16 protein-coding genes are annotated in these 19,282 nt (G+C 71.2%); 11 read left to right on the top strand and 5 right to left on the bottom strand.

Going from position 1 to position 19,282, the window contains the following annotated elements; translation table 11 throughout:
• Positions 1-84: 84 nt before the first annotated feature.
• Positions 85-468: an elongation factor Tu gene (locus Q0A34_RS03170; RefSeq protein WP_291478388.1), complete on the top strand. Its 384-nt coding sequence runs from the start codon at positions 85-87 to the stop codon at positions 466-468.
• A 15-nt stretch (positions 469-483) separates the two neighbouring features.
• Here Q0A34_RS03170 and rsgA read toward each other — a convergent pair whose 3' ends face one another.
• Together rsgA and aroA are read right to left on the bottom strand one after the other, a co-directional pair.
• On the bottom strand, positions 484-1,506 hold the full coding sequence (rsgA, locus tag Q0A34_RS03165) for a ribosome small subunit-dependent GTPase A (protein WP_291478386.1): 1,023 nt from the start codon (positions 1,504-1,506) through the stop codon (positions 484-486).
• A gap of 8 nt (positions 1,507-1,514) precedes the next feature.
• The gene (gene aroA, locus Q0A34_RS03160) at positions 1,515-2,807 is read right to left on the bottom strand and encodes a 3-phosphoshikimate 1-carboxyvinyltransferase (RefSeq protein WP_291478384.1); all 1,293 of its coding nucleotides are present in this window, start codon (positions 2,805-2,807) and stop codon (positions 1,515-1,517) included.
• A 50-nt stretch (positions 2,808-2,857) separates the two neighbouring features.
• Between aroA and Q0A34_RS03155 the strand changes: the two genes are divergently transcribed.
• From Q0A34_RS03155 to rsrA, 3 genes are all read left to right on the top strand, one after another.
• Positions 2,858-3,574, top strand: a complete 717-nt coding sequence (locus tag Q0A34_RS03155; RefSeq protein WP_291478383.1) for an SOS response-associated peptidase — start codon at positions 2,858-2,860, stop codon at positions 3,572-3,574.
• Positions 3,575-3,638: 64 nt separating this feature from the next.
• Positions 3,639-4,253 carry a sigma-70 family RNA polymerase sigma factor gene (locus Q0A34_RS03150; RefSeq protein ID WP_291478382.1) on the top strand — a complete coding sequence of 205 codons (615 nt, stop codon included), beginning with the start codon at positions 3,639-3,641 and terminating at the stop codon, positions 4,251-4,253.
• A 15-nt stretch (positions 4,254-4,268) separates the two neighbouring features.
• The gene (gene rsrA / locus Q0A34_RS03145; protein ID WP_291478380.1) at positions 4,269-4,601 is read left to right on the top strand and encodes a mycothiol system anti-sigma-R factor; all 333 of its coding nucleotides are present in this window, start codon (positions 4,269-4,271) and stop codon (positions 4,599-4,601) included.
• A gap of 245 nt (positions 4,602-4,846) precedes the next feature.
• On the opposite strand, the gene Q0A34_RS03140 is transcribed toward rsrA, so the two are convergent.
• Positions 4,847-5,110 carry a WhiB family transcriptional regulator gene (locus tag Q0A34_RS03140; RefSeq protein WP_038546744.1) on the bottom strand — a complete coding sequence of 88 codons (264 nt, stop codon included), beginning with the start codon at positions 5,108-5,110 and terminating at the stop codon, positions 4,847-4,849.
• Positions 5,111-5,550: 440 nt separating this feature from the next.
• Here Q0A34_RS03140 and Q0A34_RS03135 point away from each other — a divergent pair, with 440 nt between their 5' ends.
• Positions 5,551-6,018, top strand: a complete 468-nt coding sequence (locus tag Q0A34_RS03135; protein WP_291478379.1) for a hypothetical protein — start codon at positions 5,551-5,553, stop codon at positions 6,016-6,018.
• Here the strand turns inward: Q0A34_RS03135 and Q0A34_RS03130 are convergent.
• Positions 6,006-7,343, bottom strand: coding sequence for a hypothetical protein (locus Q0A34_RS03130; protein ID WP_291478376.1), 1,338 nt, complete (start codon positions 7,341-7,343; stop codon positions 6,006-6,008). The genes Q0A34_RS03135 and Q0A34_RS03130 overlap by 13 nt on opposite strands.
• Positions 7,340-8,632: a DEAD/DEAH box helicase gene (locus Q0A34_RS03125; protein WP_291478406.1), complete on the bottom strand. Its 1,293-nt coding sequence runs from the start codon at positions 8,630-8,632 to the stop codon at positions 7,340-7,342. Before Q0A34_RS03125 ends, Q0A34_RS03130 begins: the two co-directional genes overlap by 4 nt.
• A 92-nt stretch (positions 8,633-8,724) precedes the next feature.
• Between Q0A34_RS03125 and Q0A34_RS03120 the strand changes: the two genes are divergently transcribed.
• The 6 genes from Q0A34_RS03120 (at position 8,725) to Q0A34_RS03095 (ending at position 19,281) form a co-directional block, all read left to right on the top strand.
• Positions 8,725-8,961 (top strand): DUF3107 domain-containing protein, encoded by a 237-nt coding sequence (locus Q0A34_RS03120; protein ID WP_291478374.1) that lies wholly within the window; start codon positions 8,725-8,727, stop codon positions 8,959-8,961.
• Positions 8,962-9,095: 134 nt separating this feature from the next.
• Positions 9,096-10,139, top strand: coding sequence for a DUF3152 domain-containing protein (locus tag Q0A34_RS03115; RefSeq protein ID WP_291478372.1), 1,044 nt, complete (start codon positions 9,096-9,098; stop codon positions 10,137-10,139).
• A 107-nt stretch (positions 10,140-10,246) separates the two neighbouring features.
• Complete coding sequence (locus Q0A34_RS03110) at positions 10,247-11,284, top strand: TIGR02569 family protein (protein ID WP_291478370.1); 1,038 nt, start codon at positions 10,247-10,249, stop codon at positions 11,282-11,284.
• A 69-nt stretch (positions 11,285-11,353) separates the two neighbouring features.
• On the top strand, positions 11,354-14,656 hold the full coding sequence (locus Q0A34_RS03105) for an ATP-dependent DNA helicase (protein WP_291478369.1): 3,303 nt from the start codon (positions 11,354-11,356) through the stop codon (positions 14,654-14,656).
• On the top strand, positions 14,657-18,211 hold the full coding sequence (locus Q0A34_RS03100; protein WP_291478366.1) for a UvrD-helicase domain-containing protein: 3,555 nt from the start codon (positions 14,657-14,659) through the stop codon (positions 18,209-18,211).
• The gene (locus Q0A34_RS03095) at positions 18,208-19,281 is read left to right on the top strand and encodes a potassium channel family protein (protein ID WP_291478364.1); all 1,074 of its coding nucleotides are present in this window, start codon (positions 18,208-18,210) and stop codon (positions 19,279-19,281) included. Before Q0A34_RS03100 ends, Q0A34_RS03095 begins: the two co-directional genes overlap by 4 nt.
• Position 19,282 lies beyond the last annotated feature (1 nt).

Genomic DNA, 19,282 nt, shown 5'->3' with positions numbered 1-19,282 from the left:
TGAACTCTCACAACTTTGAATTAATAAAAATAGACAGGTATAGCTTCGCGCGCCGGTTGACCGGGCATCCTCTATGCTCGGCACATGGCATTGTTCAGCGGGCGGCCACACCGGCAGGCGGAGACGGTGGACCCGGCCACGCCCTTCGTGTTCCGGGTCGACGACGTCTTCACCGTCACGGGGAGGGGCAGGTTGTTCACCGGTACCGTGGAGTCCGGCGCGGTGGTGGTGGGGGCGCCGGCGGCCCTGGAGGTCGGCGACCGTGTCCTGCGCGGCACGGTGAGGCGGATGGAGACACGCAGGCGTGGGAGGCCCGTCATGCTCTCCGCCGGGGACAGCGGCGCGGTCGGGCTGGAGGGCGTCGACGTCAACGACCTCCCGCTGCGGATGCACGGCGGTCACACGGTCGTGGACTCCGCCGCCCTCAGAGGCGCGGTGATCCGGTCCGTGCAGCCTTCGGCCGACTGATCCGGGGCGCCGGGCTCACATCTCCCAGTCATTGTTGCTGCGCAGGGCCTCCAGGAGTGAGCGCACCGCGGTCACCCGTCGGGCACTCGCACCGGTCAGGGAGTCGAGGGCACACTCGGGGTCGGACGGGGGACCGGCGTGGGTGCATCCCCGCGGGCAGTCGCCGATGACGGCGCCCAGGTCCTCGAAGACCCCGATCACCGTGTCGGGGTCCACGTGGGCGAGCCCGAAGCTGCGGATCCCCGGGGTGTCCACGATCCAGCCGGCGTCGGGGCCACCGGGGAGGCGCAGTGCCACCGACTGGGTGGAGGTGTGCCGTCCCTTGCCCACGCCCGACACCACGCCGGTCTCACGGTCCGCGCCCGGGACCAGCCGGTTGACCAGGGTGGACTTCCCCACACCCGAGTGGCCGATCAGTGCGGTCAGGTGCCCGGTGACCACGTCGGTCACCGGGCCGAGCGGATCGTCGACCCCGCCGAGTATCACCTCCACGTCCAGGGAGGCGAACTCTGCGGCGAAGGCGGAGGGGTCGGCGAGGTCCGACTTGGTCAGGCAGAGCACCGGCCGGAGACCACCCACGAACGCCGCGATGAGGGCACGTTCGACGAATCCCGAGCGTGGCGGCGGGTCGGCCACGGCGGTGACGATCAGCAGTTGGTCGGCGTTGGCGACGACGATGCGTTCATAGGGGTCGGTGTCGTCGGCGGTGCGGCGCAGCACCGTGGAGCGCTCCTCCAGCCGGACGATGCGGGCCAGTGTCCCGTCGCGTCCCGAGACGTCCCCGACCACCGCGACCCGGTCACCGACCACGACCGGGGTGCGGCCGAGTTCACGGGCCCGCATGCAGATCGCCGGAGGGGCGTCCGGGTCGCTCCCGTCGATGACGACCCCCCAGCGTCCCCGGTCCTTGGTGACGACCATGCCGGTGAGGGCGTCCTTGTGGTCGGGACGGTCCTTCGTCCTGGGGCGGGTGCCCTTGCCCGGGCGGACCCGGATGTCGGACTCGTCGTACTGCCGCCTGCCGCTGGAACGTGCCATCAGTGCACTCAGCCCTCGACCATCTGCGTCCACCGCAGGTCGAAGTCCGGCAGTGTCTTGGCGGTGGTGGCGATGTCCTCCACCAGGACGTCCGGGGTGACCAGGCCCAGAACCGCCCCCGCGGTCGCCATGCGATGGTCGGCGTAGGTGTGCCACACCCCGCCGCGCAACGGCTGCGGGTCGATGACCAGTCCGTCCTCGGTCTGGGTGACCCCACAGCCCAGCGAGGACAGTTCACGCTGCAGTGCCGCGAGCCGGTCCGTCTCGTGCCCGCGCAGGTGGGCGATGCCGTAGAGGTGGCTGCGGCCCTCGGCGACGGCGCAGAGTGCGGCGACGGTGGGCGTGAGCTCGCCGACGTCGTGCAGGTCCCAGCTGATGCCCTGCAGAGACCCGCCCGCGGCACCGGTGACCTCGAGCACGCCGCTGTGGGTGTGGTGCTCGACATCCGCCCCCATGTCCTGCAGGATCACCCGGAACTGGTCACCGGGCTGGGTGGTCGTCGACGGCCAGTCCGGTACCCGCACCGTGCCGCCGGTGACGGCCGCGGCGGCGAGGAACGGCGTGGCGTTCGACAGGTCCGGTTCCACGGACCAGTGCCGGCCGGCGACGGGCCCGGGGTGCACCGTCCACCGGTTGAACCCGGTGTCGACCCGCACACCGGCCGCGCGCAGCATCTCCACCGTCATCTCCACGTGCGGCAGACTCGGGATCGCGGTGCCGGTGTGCACCACGGTCACCCCGTCGTCGAAGCGGGCGCCGGCGAGCAGCAGGCCCGAGACGAACTGGGACGACGCCGAGGCGTCGATGTGGACCTCGCCGCCGCGCAGTCCACCGGTGCCGGTGACCCGGAAGGGCAGTGGGCGGCCCGCGTCGCCGGAACCGGTGACCCGGGCGCCCAGGGCGTCCAGCGAGGCCAACGTCCCGCCCATCGGACGCTTCTGCGCCGCGTCGTCGGCGGTGAACAGGACCTCCCCGTCCGCCAACGCCGCCACCGGGGGGAGGAACCGCAGGACCGTGCCCGCGAGACCGCACTCGATCTCCGCCCCGTGCAGCTCACCGGGGGTAACGGTGAAGGTGTCCCCGTCGACGGCGACCGAGGCCCCCAGAGCGTTCAGGGCGTCCGCCATCAGGTCGGTGTCGCGGCTGCGCAGGGCACCCTCGACGACACTCGGTCCCTCCGCCAGGGCGGCGAGCACCAGGGCGCGGTTGGTGATCGACTTCGACCCGGGGACAGACACGGTCGCGGACACGGGGGAGGAGGCCACGGGAGCAGGCCACAGTTCGGCTGTCATGGCCGCCATTATCCCACGTGCCGGTCCACAGGTGGGCCAACGGAGGTAGTTTCGGTGACATGTGCGGACGCTACGTGATGTTCAGTACCACCGAGACGGTCCTCGCGGCGGTGTCGCGGCTCGTCGGTGAGCGGGTCGGGGTGGCGGGGAGGTTGCCGCGGCCCAGCTGGAACATCGCGCCGACCCACACCGTCCCCGTGCTCCGCCGCTTCGCCGGTGCGGTGACCCTCGGGCCGGCGGAGTGGGGCTATCCGGCGCCCTGGCGTCCCGGCACGGTGCTGTTCAACGCCCGTGGGGAGACCGTCTTCGACAAGGCCAGCTTCCGGGGGTCGGCACCCTGCCTGTTCGTCATGGACGGCTGGTACGAGTGGAAGGACCGGCAGCCGCACTACGTCGACGCCCCGTCCGGCCCGCTCGTGGCGGCGGGCCTGTGCCGTCCGTCTGACGGGGACGGCGGGGCGCGACTGACGGCGACCATGGTGACCACGGCGTCGGCGGGGCCGGTCGACTGGTTGCACGACCGTATGCCCCTGCTGCTGGGTGCCGGCGGTACAGGCGGCACCGGGGCTGCGGGTGGGGAGGAGGCGCTGGCGTGGCTGGACGGGTCCGACGACGACCGGCGGGCGTTGGCGGCGTCCGTGCCCGGTGACCGGGTGCTCGGCGTGCTGCGCACCAGGGAAGCCGACCGCCGGGTGGGCAGTGTCGCCGTGAACGGTCCGGAACTCACGGGTGCTGGCGGGGCTGACCGGGAGGGGACGGCGCACACACAGGACTAAGATGGGTGGGAACAAGACCGACGCACGTGGCGTTGAGTCCGACAGGGTGAACGGGAAGGAGCCCATGAACAACCCAGTGAAGCGCACCGGTGACAGCGACGAGCAACTGCTCGCACGCTTCGAGGAGGATGCGCTGCCGCTGCTGGACCAGCTCTACGGTGCGGCGTTGCGGATGACCCGCAATCCCGCCGACGCCCAGGACCTTGTCCAGGACGCCTACATGAAGGCGTTCCAGGCGTTCGGCTCCTACCGGCCCGGCACCAACCTGAAGGCGTGGATGTACCGCATCCTCACCAACACCTACATCAACCAGTACCGCAAGGCGCAGCGACGTCCGAAGGAGACATCGGACGAGGAGGTCACCGACTGGCAGCTGGCTGATTCGGCGTCGCACGACTCCACCGGCCTGCAGTCGGCGGAGATCGAGGCGTTGCGCCGGATTCCCGACAAGCGCATCCAGGACGCCCTGATGAGCCTGTCGGACGACTACCGCATGGTCGTCTACTACGCGGATGTCGAACAGCTGCCGTACAAGGAGATCGCCGAGATCATGGACACGCCGATCGGAACGGTGATGAGCCGACTGCACCGCGGTCGGCGGCAGCTGCGGGCGAAACTCAAGGACGTCGCCGTCGAGCACGGCATCGGAACGGCGAAGCGGCCGGCAGGGAAGATCTGAGGAGTGTGACAAGGAATGTCTGACAACCCTGGGAACATGGGCGACAACCCGTGCAGCGGGACGGGACGGAGCGAGTGCGACGAGCTTGTCGAGGTGCTCTACAAGTACATCGACGTCAAGAACGGTGACTGTGAGGGTGAGCAGTACCGCCGCGCCCGCGCCCGGCTCGAGCGGCACGTGGACGCGTGCCCCTCATGCCTGGAGGCGCTCGGTATCGAGCAGCAGGTCCGTGAGCTCCTTCGCTCCCGGTGCTGTGGCCAGGCCCCGCAGGAACTGCGCGGCCGGATCATGACCTCCCTGCAGGCGACGGTGACGACGACGTCGGTGAGGATCCGCTACTCCGACTGATCTCTCACAGCGAGGCCCGGCCCGGGATGTCTCATCCCGGGCCGGGCCTCGTCGGTGCTGTGCGAATATCAGGAATTCGGACGCTTACCGTGGTTCGCCTTGTTCTTGCGACGGTCCTTACGCTTGCGGCCACGCTTGCTCATGACGGCTCCTCGTTGACGGTGTAGATGGTACGTATAACCGTTTCAGGATACCGGGGGAGTACGTCAGGGGAGAAATCACCCCTGGGTACGTCGGGGTCGCGGTCAGGCGGTGGCGACGCGGGTGCGGGCGCGGCCGCGGTTGTTGCGGCGCTTCAGCGCACGGCGCTCGTCCTCGCTCATGCCGCCCCAGACGCCGGCGTCCTGGCCGGACTCGATGGCCCAGGCGAGGCAGGCGTTGGTGACCGGGCACTTGTTGCAGACCAGCTTCGCCTTGGCGATCTGGGCGAGTGCGGGGCCGGAATTGCCCACCGGGAAGAACAGCTCGGGGTCTTCGGAACGGCAGATGGCTTCGTGGCGCCAGTCCATGGTGATCTTCTCCTTCAACAGTGTTGGTGCAGTGTGGCGAGCCGTTCACTCAGGGCAGGTGGGCGGGCGGTCATGCCCGTCGCCGTGGGGGACGGTTCGGAGTCGTCGGTGGGGGATTCGTTGACACGCACCGGGCCACGGTAGAGTAGGCCACAGTAATGGTGTCGGGTGGAAAAGTAGGGCCGGTTCCGGTTGTGTAACCTGTCCGTAACCTCGTGTCCCTCTCTCCGTTACATGTGCAATAGTGGCACGTCACGGTGGAGTCCGCTAGGGGGTCGGGCATTTTTGTGGTTAAGCTCACAGGGGTATGATTTGGCCCTTTAGGTAAGGGTGGGTTAACGGACAGCTCGGTCCAGTACGCTGCCGTGCGCTGCCGTGCGCACCGGCGGGCTCCCCGCCGGTTGAGGGGTGGACGGCGTCGAACAGTACAATCTGCACCCATGAGCCCTGAGAATCCGAAGCGACCCGGGAACCACGACGACGGCACGGCACTGGTCCTCCCCCCGAGCGTGCGGTGGGCGGGGTGGATCGGGCTGGTCGAGGGGATCGCCGGACTCGCCTTCGCGGTCTACCTCGCCGTCGGTGCCGTGCGGGGCGACGAGGACACCACCGCGCAGTTCGGTGGCGTCGCCGCGGAGTCGATCGGCTACGGGTGGGGGACCGCGGCGTGGTTCGGGTTCTTCGGCGGAGTGGTCGCCGTGGCGGGCTGGTGCCTGTCCACCGGACGCCGGTGGGGCCGGGGGCCGGTGGCGATGCTCCAGCTCTTCCTCGTGCTGATCTCTGTCTACATGTTCTCCTCGGGGCGTCCGGAGCTGGGACTGCCGACTGCTGCGGTCGGTGTCGTCGGACTGGCGCTGATGTTCAACCCCACGGCCGTGGAGTGGGCAGCCCGGCGTTACGCCCGCTGACGCAGGGCCACCATCTCGTCGCCACGCTGTTCGACGACCACGTCGCCCTGGACGCGGAGGGTGACCGGGCCGTCGTAGTCCCCGCGGTCCACCGGGACGGTCCTCTCGACGTCGCCGGTGTCCCAGTCGACCACGGCGACGCCTCCGGGCACCGGGACCAGCAGCGACCCCGCCATCGCGGCCCCGGGCCCCAGCGCCGGGACGCTGAAGCGCGGTTCCAGGTTCGTCGGGCCGAAGCCCACGAGCCGTTCGCCGTTGAACCATGTCATGTGGTGGGGGAGGTCCCCGGTGGCCGGAACGAACGGGTCATCGCCCCTCCCGTCGGCGAGGTGCGCCAGTGCTGGGGACGGGTCCGCGGGGTGCTGCTCGAAGGACCCGTCGGTGTGCAGGACCTGGAAGCGGCTGCCGGAGAAGTCGTCGGCGTCGGCGGCCCGGCGCCCGTCACCGTGCACGTAGATCACCGCGGCCTCCTGGGCGGCCCCGACCAGCTCGGCGTCCGGGGGGACGGTGAACTCGTGGGTCACCTCGGGTTCCCCGGACTCGTCCGGGTCTGCGACCTGCAGGCTGACCGTGCCCTTGCCGTCCTCCCGGTCGCAGTCCGCCAGGACGGCGAGCAGGTCCTTCCTGGTCTGCGCGGAGGTGAAACGGCAGCCGTCGAGCGGCTGGGCGTCCGCGGAGACAGGGGCCTCGACATGCCCGACCTCCACCGTCCGGACCAGGTCGGAACGCCACAGCTCCACCCGGTCGTCGCTGAGCACCCCGACATGGTCGAGGGAGCGGAACAGCCGGACGTCCCCACTGCCCAGTGAGGACCGGGTGTCCTGGTAGCGGCCGGTGGAGGCGGTGAGGGAGGTGACGTCCGAGCACCCCTTCGGCCCCCGGTAGACCGCGACGACACGTCCCCAGTTGCCCGCCACCCCGCACAGCTCCCGGTCACGGCTGTAGCTCCACGCCTCGTGGCCGTCCTCCACGGACACACCGGCCACCCGGTTCCCGTCGCGGACGACGGCGGTGCCGTCGACGAGCACCGGCTCAGCGGACGTGCCGGAGGCCCCGGGAGTCCCGGGGGCTTCGGAGCGGGCCCGCCAGATCTCCTGCAGGCTCTCCGGCGGTGCCTCGGCCGCCGCCGGGGGAGCGACGGCCTCCCCGGGGCCGGCTTCGGTGTGCGAGGTGCCCCGCGAGTCGGAGAAGAACCAGGTCCCCAGGACCAGCAGCAGGACCGCGACGGTGATCACCGCCGTGACCGTCAGGTCGGTACGGGAACGTCGTTCGGGGGGGACACCACGTCCCCGCCGGTGACGATCCCGGTTGACGGTCCGGTTCACGGCCGTGGTCTCCTCTTCGCCGGGGCCGTCGCGGACGCCGACCCCTGCACCTTCCGCGGCGGCCCGACCCGGTCCCGGACGTCCCCGGGCAGCTCGAACTCGGCGAGGAACTCCGGCGAGCCGGAGAACCACTGCGGCGGATCATGCCGGCCGAGGTCGAGCGTCTCGTCGATGGCGCGCCACCGGGTGACCTCGTCCCAGCCGACCAGGGTGACGGCCACGCCGGAGCGTCCGGCACGCCCCGTCCGGCCGATGCGGTGCACGTAGGTCTTGTCGTCGTCGGGGACCTGGTAGTTGATGACGTGGGTGACGTCGTCGACGTCGATGCCGCGGGCGGCGACGTCGGTGGCCACCATCACGCTCACCCGTCCCTCCCGGAAGGCGTTCAGGGAGTTCTCGCGGTCCTTCTGCCGCATGTCACCGTGCACGGCGCCGACGTCGAACCCGAGCTCGGCGAGATCGCCGGCGATGATCGCCGCCTGGCGCTTCGTCCGGGCGAAGACGATGGTGCGGCCCCGGCCCGGAGTCTGCAGGATCCTGGCGAGCACACTCATCCGGTCGAGCTTGTGCGACTGGAAGACGATCTGCCGCGTGGTGACGTGGGTGGCGCGCGCATCCTCGAGGTCCGCGCGGATCAGCACCGGACGGTTCATGAACTGCCGGGTCAGGGCCACGATCGGCCCCGGCATCGTCGCGGAGAAGAGCATGGTCTGCGGGCTCTCGGCGGTCTGCGCCATGATCTTCTTCACGTCGTCGAGGAAGCCCTGGTCGAGCATCTCGTCGGCCTCGTCGAGGACGAGCACCTCGACGTGCGAGAGGTCGAGGTGGCCCTGGCGTGACAGGTCGAGCAGACGCCCGGGCGTGCCGACGACCAGGTCCGTGCCGGCCTCCAGCGCGGCGGTCTGCTTCTCGAAGGGCACACCCCCGTAGATCGTGGTCACGGTGAACGGACGGCCACCGACGGAGAGGTGGCGTGCGGCGGCCGAGAGGTCCCCGGCGACCTGGATCCCGAGCTCTCGGGTGGGGACCACGACCAGTCCGCGGACGGTCCCGTCGAGTTCGGCGATCCCGGCGTCGTCGAAGAGCCGGTCCAGCAGGGGGATGCCGAAGCCCAGTGTCTTGCCCATTCCGGTGCGAGCCTGCCCGATCAGGTCCTTGCCGACCAGGGCGAGCGGCAGGGTGCGCTCCTGGATCGCGAAGGCCTCCGCGATCCCGTCCTCCTCGAGCGCGTCGACGATCTCGGCGGCCACACCGAGATCCCGGAATGTTGGTCTCACCACGGGCGTCATCCCCTCCATCGTCTTCTCCACGTTCGTCGCTATGATGGTCCACGTTACAGTCATCGCAATGCGAGAGAGAAAGAAAGGCCTGAAGGCACCATATGGACATCAAGGTCGGATTCGTCGACAACCCCCGCGATCTCGTCATCAGCAGTGCAGATGAGCAGGACGCAGTCGTGGCGCAGGTGGAGCAGTTCCTCGCAGCGGACAGCGCCGACTCGGCGAGCACCCTTACCCTCAAGGACAACAAGGGGTCGATCTTCATCATCGTGCGCGACCAGGTGTCCTACGTCGAGGTGGGTTCCTCCGCCCAGCGCCCCGTCGGATTCATCGCCTGAACGGGCCCGACGGAACCCTTCCCGGCCCCGCCTGACACCGCACCGTGGACCACATGCCCCCCGATGAGCCGCCCCGTCCCCCCGCATCCCGGCACGGGGGCGGGGACGGACGACTTCGTCGGGAGCGTTTCGACATGCCCAGGCCGGCCGGACGGCGCGACAGTGCGTCGCCCCGCCGGGGCGGGGAGCCTGCACGGCATGCAGGTTCCGGCCCGTCCGAGGGACTCCGGCAGCGCCAGATGCGGCGGCGCCGGTGGCTCAGCGTCGGCGGCGCCCTGGTCTTCCTGCTCACCGTCGCCGTGGTTGCCGAACTGGTGATCGCCGGGGACGGCGGCGACTCCGGCGACGGCGCCGGAGCCCCCGAACCCGTCGTCTCCGAGAGTGGGCATGAGGGCGGGGACGAGGGCAGGGAAGGACCGGTGCCCGGCGAGGCACCGGACACCGACGGAGTGGGGGAGCTTCCGCCCGGCGGCGAGGTGACCCGGCGGGGCGACGGCGACTACCACGGCGTCGGCTCGGCGGGGATGACCGCCGGTGACCCGGACCGGCGCGACGCCGACACCTACACCTTCGTCGTCGAGGTGGAGAAGGGCCTCGACACCTCCGCGTTCGGTGGCGGCGACGCCTTCGCCTCCACGGTGGACGCCACCCTCTCGGACCCGCGGTCGTGGATCTCGAACGGCACCTTCGCCTTCCGCCACGTCAGCGTCACCGACCGCAGGGCACCGGACCTCCGGATCCGGCTGACCTCCCCGGAGACCACCCGGGAGGTGTGCGGCGGCCAGATCGAGCTGGAGACCAGCTGCTTCGTCCAGGGGCCGGACGTGGAGGGGGAGCATCGGGGAGCGGCCAACGCCGGACGGGTGGTGGTCAACGCAGCCCGGTGGGTCCGCGGGGCGACCACCTTCGAGGGCGACCTCGGCTCCTACCGCCAGTACCTCGTCAACCACGAGGTGGGTCACGGTCTCGGGTTCGCCAGGCACCAGGTGTGCCCGGAGGGCGGGGTCCTGGCCCCGGTGATGATGCAGCAGACCCTGAGCCTCAACAACGGCGACCTCGAGGACCTCGAGGCCGGGCAGGAGTACAGGGAGGCCGGACGGGACGCGACCTGCCGTCCGAACCCGTGGCCGTACCCGCACGGGCGCAGTGAGGGAGACCCCGTGGACGTGCGGGACTGACCGCCGCCGGGGCACTGTCCCGGTCGAACCCGGCACAGTCCCGTGGTGACCTGCGTGTTCGAACGGTCACAGGGAACTGTCCGGAACGGGGGTTAGAGTGTGTAGCCATGATCGAGAACTCCGTGTCGAACCCACCTGTTCCCGCCGCCGCCCCGCCTGCCGCGATCAGGGCAGGTTTCCAGGTGTCCCAGGCCACACCGGTGGAACTCGGCGGCGCGTGGGGCGACGGATGGCGGTGCGACCGTGCCGTGCTGGTGCCGTCCGAGGACCGTGCCCGGGCCACGTGGACCGCCCAGGTGATGGACCGCGTCCGCCCCGCCGGTGTCTCCGTCGCCCGCCCGCTGCGCTCCACCGACGGCCGGTACGCCGTCGGCGGGTGGACGGCGCGCGCCTTCCTCTCCGGCCACCGCGCACCCCGTTTCGACGAGACCGCGGCCAGCGTCCTGCGCTTCAACGAGGCTCTGGACCGGGCGGTGCAGGGGGAGGGGCGCCCGGCGTTCCTGGACATGGCGTCCAGGGTGTCCGCCGCCGGTGACGGGCGGGGAGGGACATTCAGCGAGACCGAGCTTTTCGCCGTGGCGGAGTCCGCGGCCTGGGCGGACGACCCCACCGACCTGCTCATGCCCGTCATGGACCTGGGGGTGGTCCCGCGTGACGACGTCGCCGCGGCGATGGAGAAGGCCACCGGGCTGATCCTCCTGCGCGACGAGGTCACGGCCCCGGACCAGCTGGTCCACGGCGACGCCCTGGGGTGCACGGTGTACGACGGCTACGCCGACCCGGCGATCGTGGACTTCGTGCCCGCCTGGCGTCCGACGGGGTGGTCGGTGGCGTTGCTCGTCGTCGACGCCGTCGCGTGGGCGAACGCCGAGGACGGGCTGCTCGACCGGTGGTCGCACCTGCAGGACTTCGACCAGCTGCTGCTGCGCGCGGTGCTGTTCCGCCTCTTCGCCCACGCCGCGGTCCCCGGTACGCTGCCGCAGGCGTGGCCCGGGCTGTCGCGGGTCAGCGACGTGGTCTCGGCGAGGGTGGGTGGTGTGCGCCGTGCCGCCCCGGTGGACGAGGTGACCACCGCCGGCACGGCAGCTCATGTATCCCCGGAAGCCTCCGGTACACCTGCGGCGCAGGAATCCCGGGACCACTGAGCGATGGCGGACCTCAGCGGGACAGGAGACGCCTCACACACCGTCGCAGGTCGGTCGAGGCAGGAGGCCATGGACGATGCGGAGCTCCGCCGCCGCATCGGCTCCGCCGGCACCGTCGAGGTCCGTCTCGACACCGGTCCGGGGGAGGACGACACCGGGCCTGCACGCAGCTGGGACGGCCTGGCCGCCGCGCTCGTCGCCGGTGACACCCGGCTCGACACACGGCTGCCGTACTCCGTGTTGGGCGGCCCGGGCACCGGCAAGTCCTCACTGCTCGTCGATGCGGTGGTGAACTTCCTCGACGCCGGTGGGACCGCGGACGAGGTCATGGTGGTGGCCCCGTCGAAGGAGGCTGCCGCGGCGCTGCGCGACCAGATCACCGGGGTCCTGCGTTCCCGGGACTCCTACGCCACCACCGGGACGATGGTGCGCTCGGTGCACTCCTGGGCCTTCGCCTACCTGCGCGCTGTCGCGCAGGAGGACCCGACCGGCAGGAGCGCCCAGCCCCGGCTGATGACGGGTGCGGAACACGACCTGCAGATCCGAACGCTGCTCCGTGGCCACGCCGAGGACGGGACCGGGCGGTGGCCCGCGGACATCCGGCCGGCGCTGCCGCTGGTGGGTTTCGCCCGGCAGCTCCGCGACCTGCTGCTGCGTGCCGCGGAACGTGGTGTCGGGGCCGCCGGGCTGGAGGACCTGGGCGCCAGGTACGACGAGCCGATGTGGGCGGCCGCCGGCGACTTCCTCCGGGAGTACGGGCAGATCCAGGCCCTGTCGTCGACGAACAACCTCAACGCCTCGGAACTGCTGCACACGACCCTCCGGGAACTCGACCGGCACCCGGACGTCTTCGACCGCCACCGCGGCCGGATCCGGCTCGTCCTGGTCGACGACGCACACAACCTGGACCCGGCGTCCGGCCGGTTCCTCTCCCGGTTCATGGCCCCCGGTGTCCGGAGCCTGGTGGCCGGCGACCCGGACCAGTGCGTGTTCCACTTCCGTGGCGCCGACGAGTCCTTCCTCACCGGTATCGCCGCTGTGGCGGACCGCAGGGTCGTGCTCTCCCGGTCATACCGGCTGCCCGGGGACCTCGTGGCGGCGGTCAACCGGCTGGAGACCAGGCTGCCGGCCCAGCCCACCCGGGTGATGCTCCGCGACGGAGCGCCGGACACCGGCTCCGGTGGGCTCGCGGTGCGGCGGTCGCCGTCGCGGACCGCGGACACCCTCACCGTGACCGACGAGATCAGACGCGCCCACGTCGTCGACGGGGTGGCCTGGGACGACATCGCCGTCATCGTGCGCTCCACCGCCGACATCCCGGTGCTGCGACGGGCACTGCTGTCCCACGGTGTGCCGGTGAAGGTCGACCCGACGAGCGTGGTGCTGGCGGACCAGCCGCTGGTCCGGGTGCTCCTGCTCGCCCTCGACGCCCTGGTCCGTCCGCTGGGCGCGGCGGAGATGCAGCAGCTCATCGAGAGCCCCATCGGTGGGGCGGACCCGGTGATGCTGCGCCGCGTGGAACGCGCCGTGGCCCCGGTACTGACCGGGACGGGGATGCGCGCGATGGACGCGGTCACCGCCATCGTCACCGGCCAGGCGGGGGAGGAGGAACGGGATCGCTGGACCAGCCGCTTCGGTCCCCGCGAACACCAGGTCGTCGACCGGGTCGCGCGGGTCATCGGGGCAGGCCGGGCGGCCCTGGAGCAGAAGTCAGCCACCTCTCCGGTGGAGGCGGTGCTCTGGGCGGTGTGGCAGGCCGCGGACCTGTCCTCCTCCCTCCAGGTCCAGGCGCTGCGCGGCGGCACACTCGGGTCCCAGGCGGACCGGGACCTCGACGCGGTCATGAGCCTCTTCGACCTGGCCGGCGACGTTGTCGAGCGCACCCCCACCGTGACCCTGGAGACCTTCCTGGAGGACGTGAGGTCCCAGGAACTGCCCACCGGCGGACGCGACCGCCGGGGCGTCCGCCCCGACGCCGTGGAGATCCTCCCCGCCCACGCCGCCGCGGGACGGGAGTGGGACGTGGTCGTCGTCGCCGGGGTGCAGGAGGACAGCTGGCCGGCGGGGCCCACTGTGGGCGGACTGTTCGGGCAACAGGAACTCGTCGACCTCATCGACCGCGGGATCTCCCCGGACGTCCCGGTCTCCCGGGCCGCCGCAGCACTGTCCGAGGAACGGCGGCTGTTCCTGCTCGCCGTGTCCCGGGCCAGACGGCGCACCCTGGTCACCGCGGTCGACTCCGCCGGGGACGACACCAGCGTCCCCTCCCGGTTCCTCGAGGAGATAGGGGGAGCCACCGACGCCACCGACGCCACCGACGCCACCGACGCCACCGACGGCACAGACGCCACAGCTTCCGGCGAGTTCACCGGCCCGGTCGACTCCGCCACGACCCCGGCACTGCCCCGGGTACTGGCCCTGGAACCGCTCGTCGCCGAGCTCCGGGACGTCGTCTGCGACGCCGACCGCGCCGGGCATGAACGCGACGCCGCGGCCCACAACCTCGCCCGACTGGCGGAGGCCGGGGTCCACGGCGCCGACCCCGACCAGTGGTGGGGTGTCGCGCCGCCGTCCACCACCGGACCGGCGGTCATCCCGCCCCGCGGAGACGCCGCACCGACCGTCCGGATCAGCCCCACCACCCTGGAGACCCTCGACGACGGGTGCGACACCGTCGCCTTCCTGCGCGGCCTCACCGGCGGCGCGTCCACCGAGGCCATGAAGGTCGGTGTCCTCATCCACGCCGTCGCCGAGGGCTTCGCCACCGGACTCGACCACGGGGACGCCCGCGAGATCGTCTCCGCGGCCGTCCCGTACTTGGTCGACGGTCCCGCCTGGACCGCCGCACCGCTGACGGAGAGCTGCCTCACCGCCGTGGACCGGCTCCACGCCTGGATCCGGGAACGCGAGGGACTGGGCCGTACGGTGGAGGTGGAACGCACCCTGGAACGCACCGTCGGCACCACCGACGGCGGCCTGCCCGTCGTCCTCGCCGGGCGGACCGACCGCCTGGAGACCGACGTCGACGGCCGTACCACCGTGGTGGACTTCAAGACAGGGCGTACGGCCAAGACGAAGAAGGAGGCGGCCGAGAGCCGGCAGCTGGCCGCCTACCAGCTGCTCGTCGACGGTGAACCCGGGATGACACCGGACGGCGCGATGCTGGTGTACCCGCGGCGCGACACCGCGTCAGTCACCGTGCTCCAGCAGGCCGCGATGAGCGCCGCGGAACTCGAGGAGTTCCGGGCGCTGGCCGTCGAGGCCGCCGCCCGGGTGACCGGCCCGGTCTTCCGGGCCACCGCGGAGGACTGCGAATCCTCCGACTACGCATGTCTGTGCCCGGCCTGCCGGGCAGGGGAGCAGGTGATCTAGATGGCCACGATCGACCCCCGTGAACTGTCCGGGATGCTGGGGCAGCCGTTCGGGCCCACCGCGCAGCAGGCCGCCGTCATCGGTGCGGAGCCCGGGCCCACCCTCGTCGTCGCCGGAGCGGGGGCGGGCAAGACCGAGACCATGGCCGCCCGGGTCGTCTGGCTTGTCGCCAACGGACTCGTGGCCCCCGAACAGGTGCTGGGTCTGACCTTCACCCGCAAGGCGGCACGGGAACTGGGCCAGCGGATCCGGCGACGCCTGCAGACCCTCGCCGAGTCCGGGTTCCTCGACTCACTGCCCGCGGACGACCCGCGGCACGAGGCACTGCACAACATCATCCCCACGGTCTCCACCTACGACGCCTACGCCGGGTCGGTCGTCCGTGAGTACGGGCTCCTGCTGCCGATGGAACCCGCCGGCCGGATCATCTCCGACACGGAACGGTGGATGATCGCCCGGGACGTGGTCAGCGACTGGCCCACCGGATTCACCACCTCCAGGTCCCTGCCGTCGATCATCGACGACATGCTCGACCTCTCCGACGAGATGGACAACCACCTCGTCAGTGCCGCCCGTGTCGCCGAGGAGTGCCGCATCACCGCCGCCGAGATCGACGGGTTGCCCGACCGGGACGGCAAGGCGCTCAAGGGGGTCGACACCACCCTGGAGTCGATCAACGACGCCCTGACCTACCGTCAGGAACTGCTCGCGCTGGTCACCGCCTACCGGGACACCCTCAGCGAACGCAACCTCATGACCTTCGGACAGCAGATGTCCCGGGCCGCCGAGCTGGTCCAGGCACACGGGCGGGTCGGCGAGGCCCAGCGCCGCAGGTTCCGCGTGGTCATGCTCGACGAGTACCAGGACACCGGCCACGCCCAGCGGGTGCTGCTGCAGAACCTCTTCGGCAACGGTACGGACCCCGGACTCACCGTCACCGCGGTGGGCGACCCGATGCAGTCCATCTACGGGTTCCGGGGGGCGACCGCGGCGAACCTGGCCCACTTCCGCACCGACTTCCCCACCGCCACCGGCCCGGCGCCCGTCCTCGAGCTGACCACCTCGTGGCGCAACCCCGCCCGGGTGCTCGACCTGGCGAACACCGTGTCCAGGTGGTCGATGGACACCGGCACCCCTATGGTCTCGCCGCTGACCGCCCGGCCCGGGGCGGGGACCGGTGAGGTGCAGCTGGGCTGGTTCGACACCCGCGAAGAGGAACTCGAGTGGCTCGCCGACGACCTGGCGGCCCGCTACCGGGAACACAGGGCGCAGCGGGAACCTGGCGGGGCGCCGTTCTCCGCCGCTGTGCTGCTGCGCAAGAACGCCGACGCGCAGCCGATCCACGACCTGCTGCGGGCCCGGGGTGTGCCCGTCGACATGACGGCCGGCCCCGGGCTGCTCGACGTCCCGGAGGTCGCGGACGTCTTCGCCACCCTGCGTGTCCTCGTCGACCCCGACGACGACGTGGCCCTGCTCCGACTGGTCACCGGGGTGCGCTGGAACATCGGGGCCGCCGACCTCCTGGCCCTGGCCAGGCGCGTCGACCAGCTGTCCCGCCGCGACACCCACGGCGTGGCGGACGGATCCGCCGGGTCCGGTGAACCGGAGGGGCTCACCGCGCTGGTCGCGGGACGCCCCGGTGACTCCCCGGCATTGTCCACGGTGCGCCGCCGACTCGCCGAGATCGACCGCGACGCCAACAGGGTGTCGGTCGGCCTGGCCGAGGCCCTGGCGGACCTGCGCGGCATGGAAGACTACGGGATGTCCGCCGAGGGGGTCCGGCGACTCGGGGAACTCGGCCGGGAACTGCGGTTCCTGCGCCGGCACTCCCTGGCGAAGCCGTTGACCGACCTCGTCGCCGACATCGAGAACATGACCGGGGTGCGCACCGAGGTGCTCACCCGCTACCACCGCTCCACCGACCGGTCGATCGGCACCAGCCACCTCGACAGGTTCGCCGAGGTCGTCCGCTCGTTCTCCGAGCTCAGCGCGTCCAGTCCCGCCGCCCTGGTCGACTACCTGCGGTCCGCCTCGGCGCGGGAGAAGGGACTGGACCCCGGAGAAGTCGAGGTGCGCACCGACTGCGTCCAACTGCTCACCGTGCACAAGGCGAAGGGCCTGGAGTGGGAGATCGTCGCCGTCCCCCACGCCACCCGGAAGACCTACGCTGACGCCGTGAAACGTCCCGCCGTGACGTCCTGGACGACGAACGCCAGGATCCTGCCGTCCGGACTGCGCGGCGACGCCGCCACCGGGCCGGACGACGACACCGGTGCCCCGGTGCTCGACCTCGGCGACGTCGAGGACCGCAAGGGTGTGGTCGAGGCCCAGGAGAGGTTCAAGGTCGACCTCGGCGTGCACGGCGCCCGGGAGGACGACCGGCTGTTTTACGTCGCGGTCACCCGCAGTGAACAGACGCTGCTGGTCAGCGGAGCGGCGTTCAACAACGCCGACCGGAAGCCCGTCGACCCTTCGGTGGCGCTCACGCTGCTGCGTGACCGGGCGAGGATGAACCACCCGGAGTCCGTGGTGACCTGGTCCGGGCTCGGCATGGAGTACTCCAAGACCGAACTCCGCCGCCTGGAGAAGGGGCCGCACCACCGGGAGGACGCGGTGATGGTGCCGGACAACCCGGCCGCACGCAACGACCTCATCGCCGACTTCCACCGTGAGACGCCCGCCGCACCGACGGCGGTGTGGCCGCGTCCCTGCCTCACCGACCCCGCCCGGGAGGGGGCGGCGGCGGTGGCCGACGGCATCCGCAGGGTACGTGAGGCCCGCGTGCGCCTCGACGGGGCGGCCACGCGGCGCGCCCCGGACCCGGGGACCCTCGCCGACCAGTGGACGCAGGAGACCAGCGTGCTCATCGACGAGTTCCGTGCCGGGGCGGTCCCTGAGGTCGTCGTCCCCCTCGGCGCACGCCTCACCGCGACCGAGGCGGTGTCGCTGTCCCGCGACCGTGCCGAGTTCGCCCGCCGCCGCCGTCGACCGGTGCCGATGGAGCCCCGCCCGTACACGAAGCGGGGGACCGCCTTCCACAACTGGGTCGAGAGACACTACGGTGCCGCGAGCCTCCTGGACGAGGACGACCTGCCCGGTGCCGCTGACGCCACCCTCACCGACCCGGCGCTCGAACACCTCAAACAGCGCTTCCTCGACAGCGAGTGGGCCGGTCGCACCCCGGAGAGCGTCGAGGGGGCGTACTCGGTCACCCTGGCGGGGCACGTCTTCGAGGGGCGCATCGACGCGGTCTTCCGCGACGGGGACGGCTGGTTCGTCGTCGACTGGAAGACCGGGAAACGGCCCGGCGGGGTCGAACTCGCCGCCGCCGAACTCCAGCTCGCCGTCTACCGGCTCGCCTGGGCCAAGGTCCAGACCGCACGACTGGGACGGCCGGTCAGCCCCGACTCCGTCCGGGCGGCCTTCCACTACGTGCTCTCCAACGAGACCTACGAACCGGGTACACTTCCGTCATCAGCGCAACTGGCCGCACTGATCGGACAGGACGGCCACGGCGGTCACGGTGGCCACGACGCAGAGGGGCAGCAGCGGTGAACGACAGGCTCAGGGACCGGTTCCGGTCCGACTCGGACATCGACGCACTGCCACCGCGGTCCCTGATCAAGATCATCAACATCCCGGCCAGCGCACCGGTCAGCCCCTGGTGGCTGATCAGCCGGCGGATGCTCTACGCCCTGGCGCTGATCTTCATCTCCTCGGCCGTGGTCTTCATCGACCGCGACGGCTACACCGGCGTGGTCACCTTCCTCGACGCCGTCTACTATTCGGCCGTGTCCCTGTCCACGACCGGCTACGGGGACATCACCCCGGTCACCCAGTCCGCACGGCTGGTCAACATCCTCGTCATCACACCGATGCGGGTCATCTTCCTGATCCTGCTGGTCGGCACCACACTGTCGGTGCTGACCGAGGAGTCACGCAAGACCCTGCAGATTCGTCGCTGGAGAAGGCACATGCGCAACCACACCGTCGTCATCGGGTACGGGACCAAGGGCCGGGCGGCGACGACCGCCCTCCTCGCCGACGGCGTCCCGTCCTCGCAGATCGTCGTCGTCGACTCCGACCCCGAGGCGCTCACACACGCCTCGTCGAGGGGCCTGGTCACCGTCCAGGGGCACGCCACGCGGTCGGACGTGCTGAAACTCGCCGGAGTGACCCGGGCACGGGCGGTGGTCGTGGCACCGAACCAGGACGACACCGCCGTGCTGATCACCCTGTCGGTCCGCGAGATCGCCGCCTCGGCGACGATCGTGGCCTCGGTCCGCGAGTCGGAGAACTCCCACCTGCTGCGTCAGTCCGGTGCGGACTCCGTGGTGGTCTCCTCGGAGACGGCCGGACGGATGCTGGGACTGGCCACGGTCAGCCCGTCGGTGACCGGCATGATGGAGGACCTGCTCAGCCCCGACGAGGGCTTCTCCGTCGCTGAACGGGTGGTGGGGGAGGACGAGGTCGGCGGCAACCCACGCAACCTCGAGGACATCGTCCTCGGTGTGGTGCGCTCAGGCGTGCTCTACCGGGTGGACTCCTCCGAGGCGGAGACGGTGGAGCCCGGCGACAGGCTTCTCTACATCCGGCGCATCACCGGCACCCCCGACACCAACTGAC

Source organism: Corynebacterium sp. (assembly GCF_022712195.1).
Taxonomy (GTDB): Bacteria; Actinomycetota; Actinomycetes; order Mycobacteriales; family Mycobacteriaceae; genus Corynebacterium.
The sequence above is the reverse complement of the archived record's forward strand: the minus strand, read 5'-3'. Positions and strand labels throughout refer to the sequence as shown.

Coding starts and splice junctions, on each gene's coding strand:
- Q0A34_RS03170 (WP_291478388.1), top strand. CDS start 85: ATGGCATTGTTCAGCGGGCGGCCACACCGGCAGGCGGAGACGGTGGAC.
- rsgA (WP_291478386.1), bottom strand. CDS start 1,506: ATGGCACGTTCCAGCGGCAGGCGGCAGTACGACGAGTCCGACATCCGG.
- aroA (WP_291478384.1), bottom strand. CDS start 2,807: ATGGCGGCCATGACAGCCGAACTGTGGCCTGCTCCCGTGGCCTCCTCC.
- Q0A34_RS03155 (WP_291478383.1), top strand. CDS start 2,858: ATGTGCGGACGCTACGTGATGTTCAGTACCACCGAGACGGTCCTCGCG.
- Q0A34_RS03150 (WP_291478382.1), top strand. CDS start 3,639: ATGAACAACCCAGTGAAGCGCACCGGTGACAGCGACGAGCAACTGCTC.
- rsrA (WP_291478380.1), top strand. CDS start 4,269: ATGTCTGACAACCCTGGGAACATGGGCGACAACCCGTGCAGCGGGACG.
- Q0A34_RS03140 (WP_038546744.1), bottom strand. CDS start 5,110: ATGGACTGGCGCCACGAAGCCATCTGCCGTTCCGAAGACCCCGAGCTG.
- Q0A34_RS03135 (WP_291478379.1), top strand. CDS start 5,551: ATGAGCCCTGAGAATCCGAAGCGACCCGGGAACCACGACGACGGCACG.
- Q0A34_RS03125 (WP_291478406.1), bottom strand. CDS start 8,632: ATGACGCCCGTGGTGAGACCAACATTCCGGGATCTCGGTGTGGCCGCC.
- Q0A34_RS03120 (WP_291478374.1), top strand. CDS start 8,725: ATGGACATCAAGGTCGGATTCGTCGACAACCCCCGCGATCTCGTCATC.
- Q0A34_RS03115 (WP_291478372.1), top strand. CDS start 9,096: ATGCCCAGGCCGGCCGGACGGCGCGACAGTGCGTCGCCCCGCCGGGGC.
- Q0A34_RS03110 (WP_291478370.1), top strand. CDS start 10,247: ATGATCGAGAACTCCGTGTCGAACCCACCTGTTCCCGCCGCCGCCCCG.
- Q0A34_RS03105 (WP_291478369.1), top strand. CDS start 11,354: ATGGACGATGCGGAGCTCCGCCGCCGCATCGGCTCCGCCGGCACCGTC.
- Q0A34_RS03100 (WP_291478366.1), top strand. CDS start 14,657: ATGGCCACGATCGACCCCCGTGAACTGTCCGGGATGCTGGGGCAGCCG.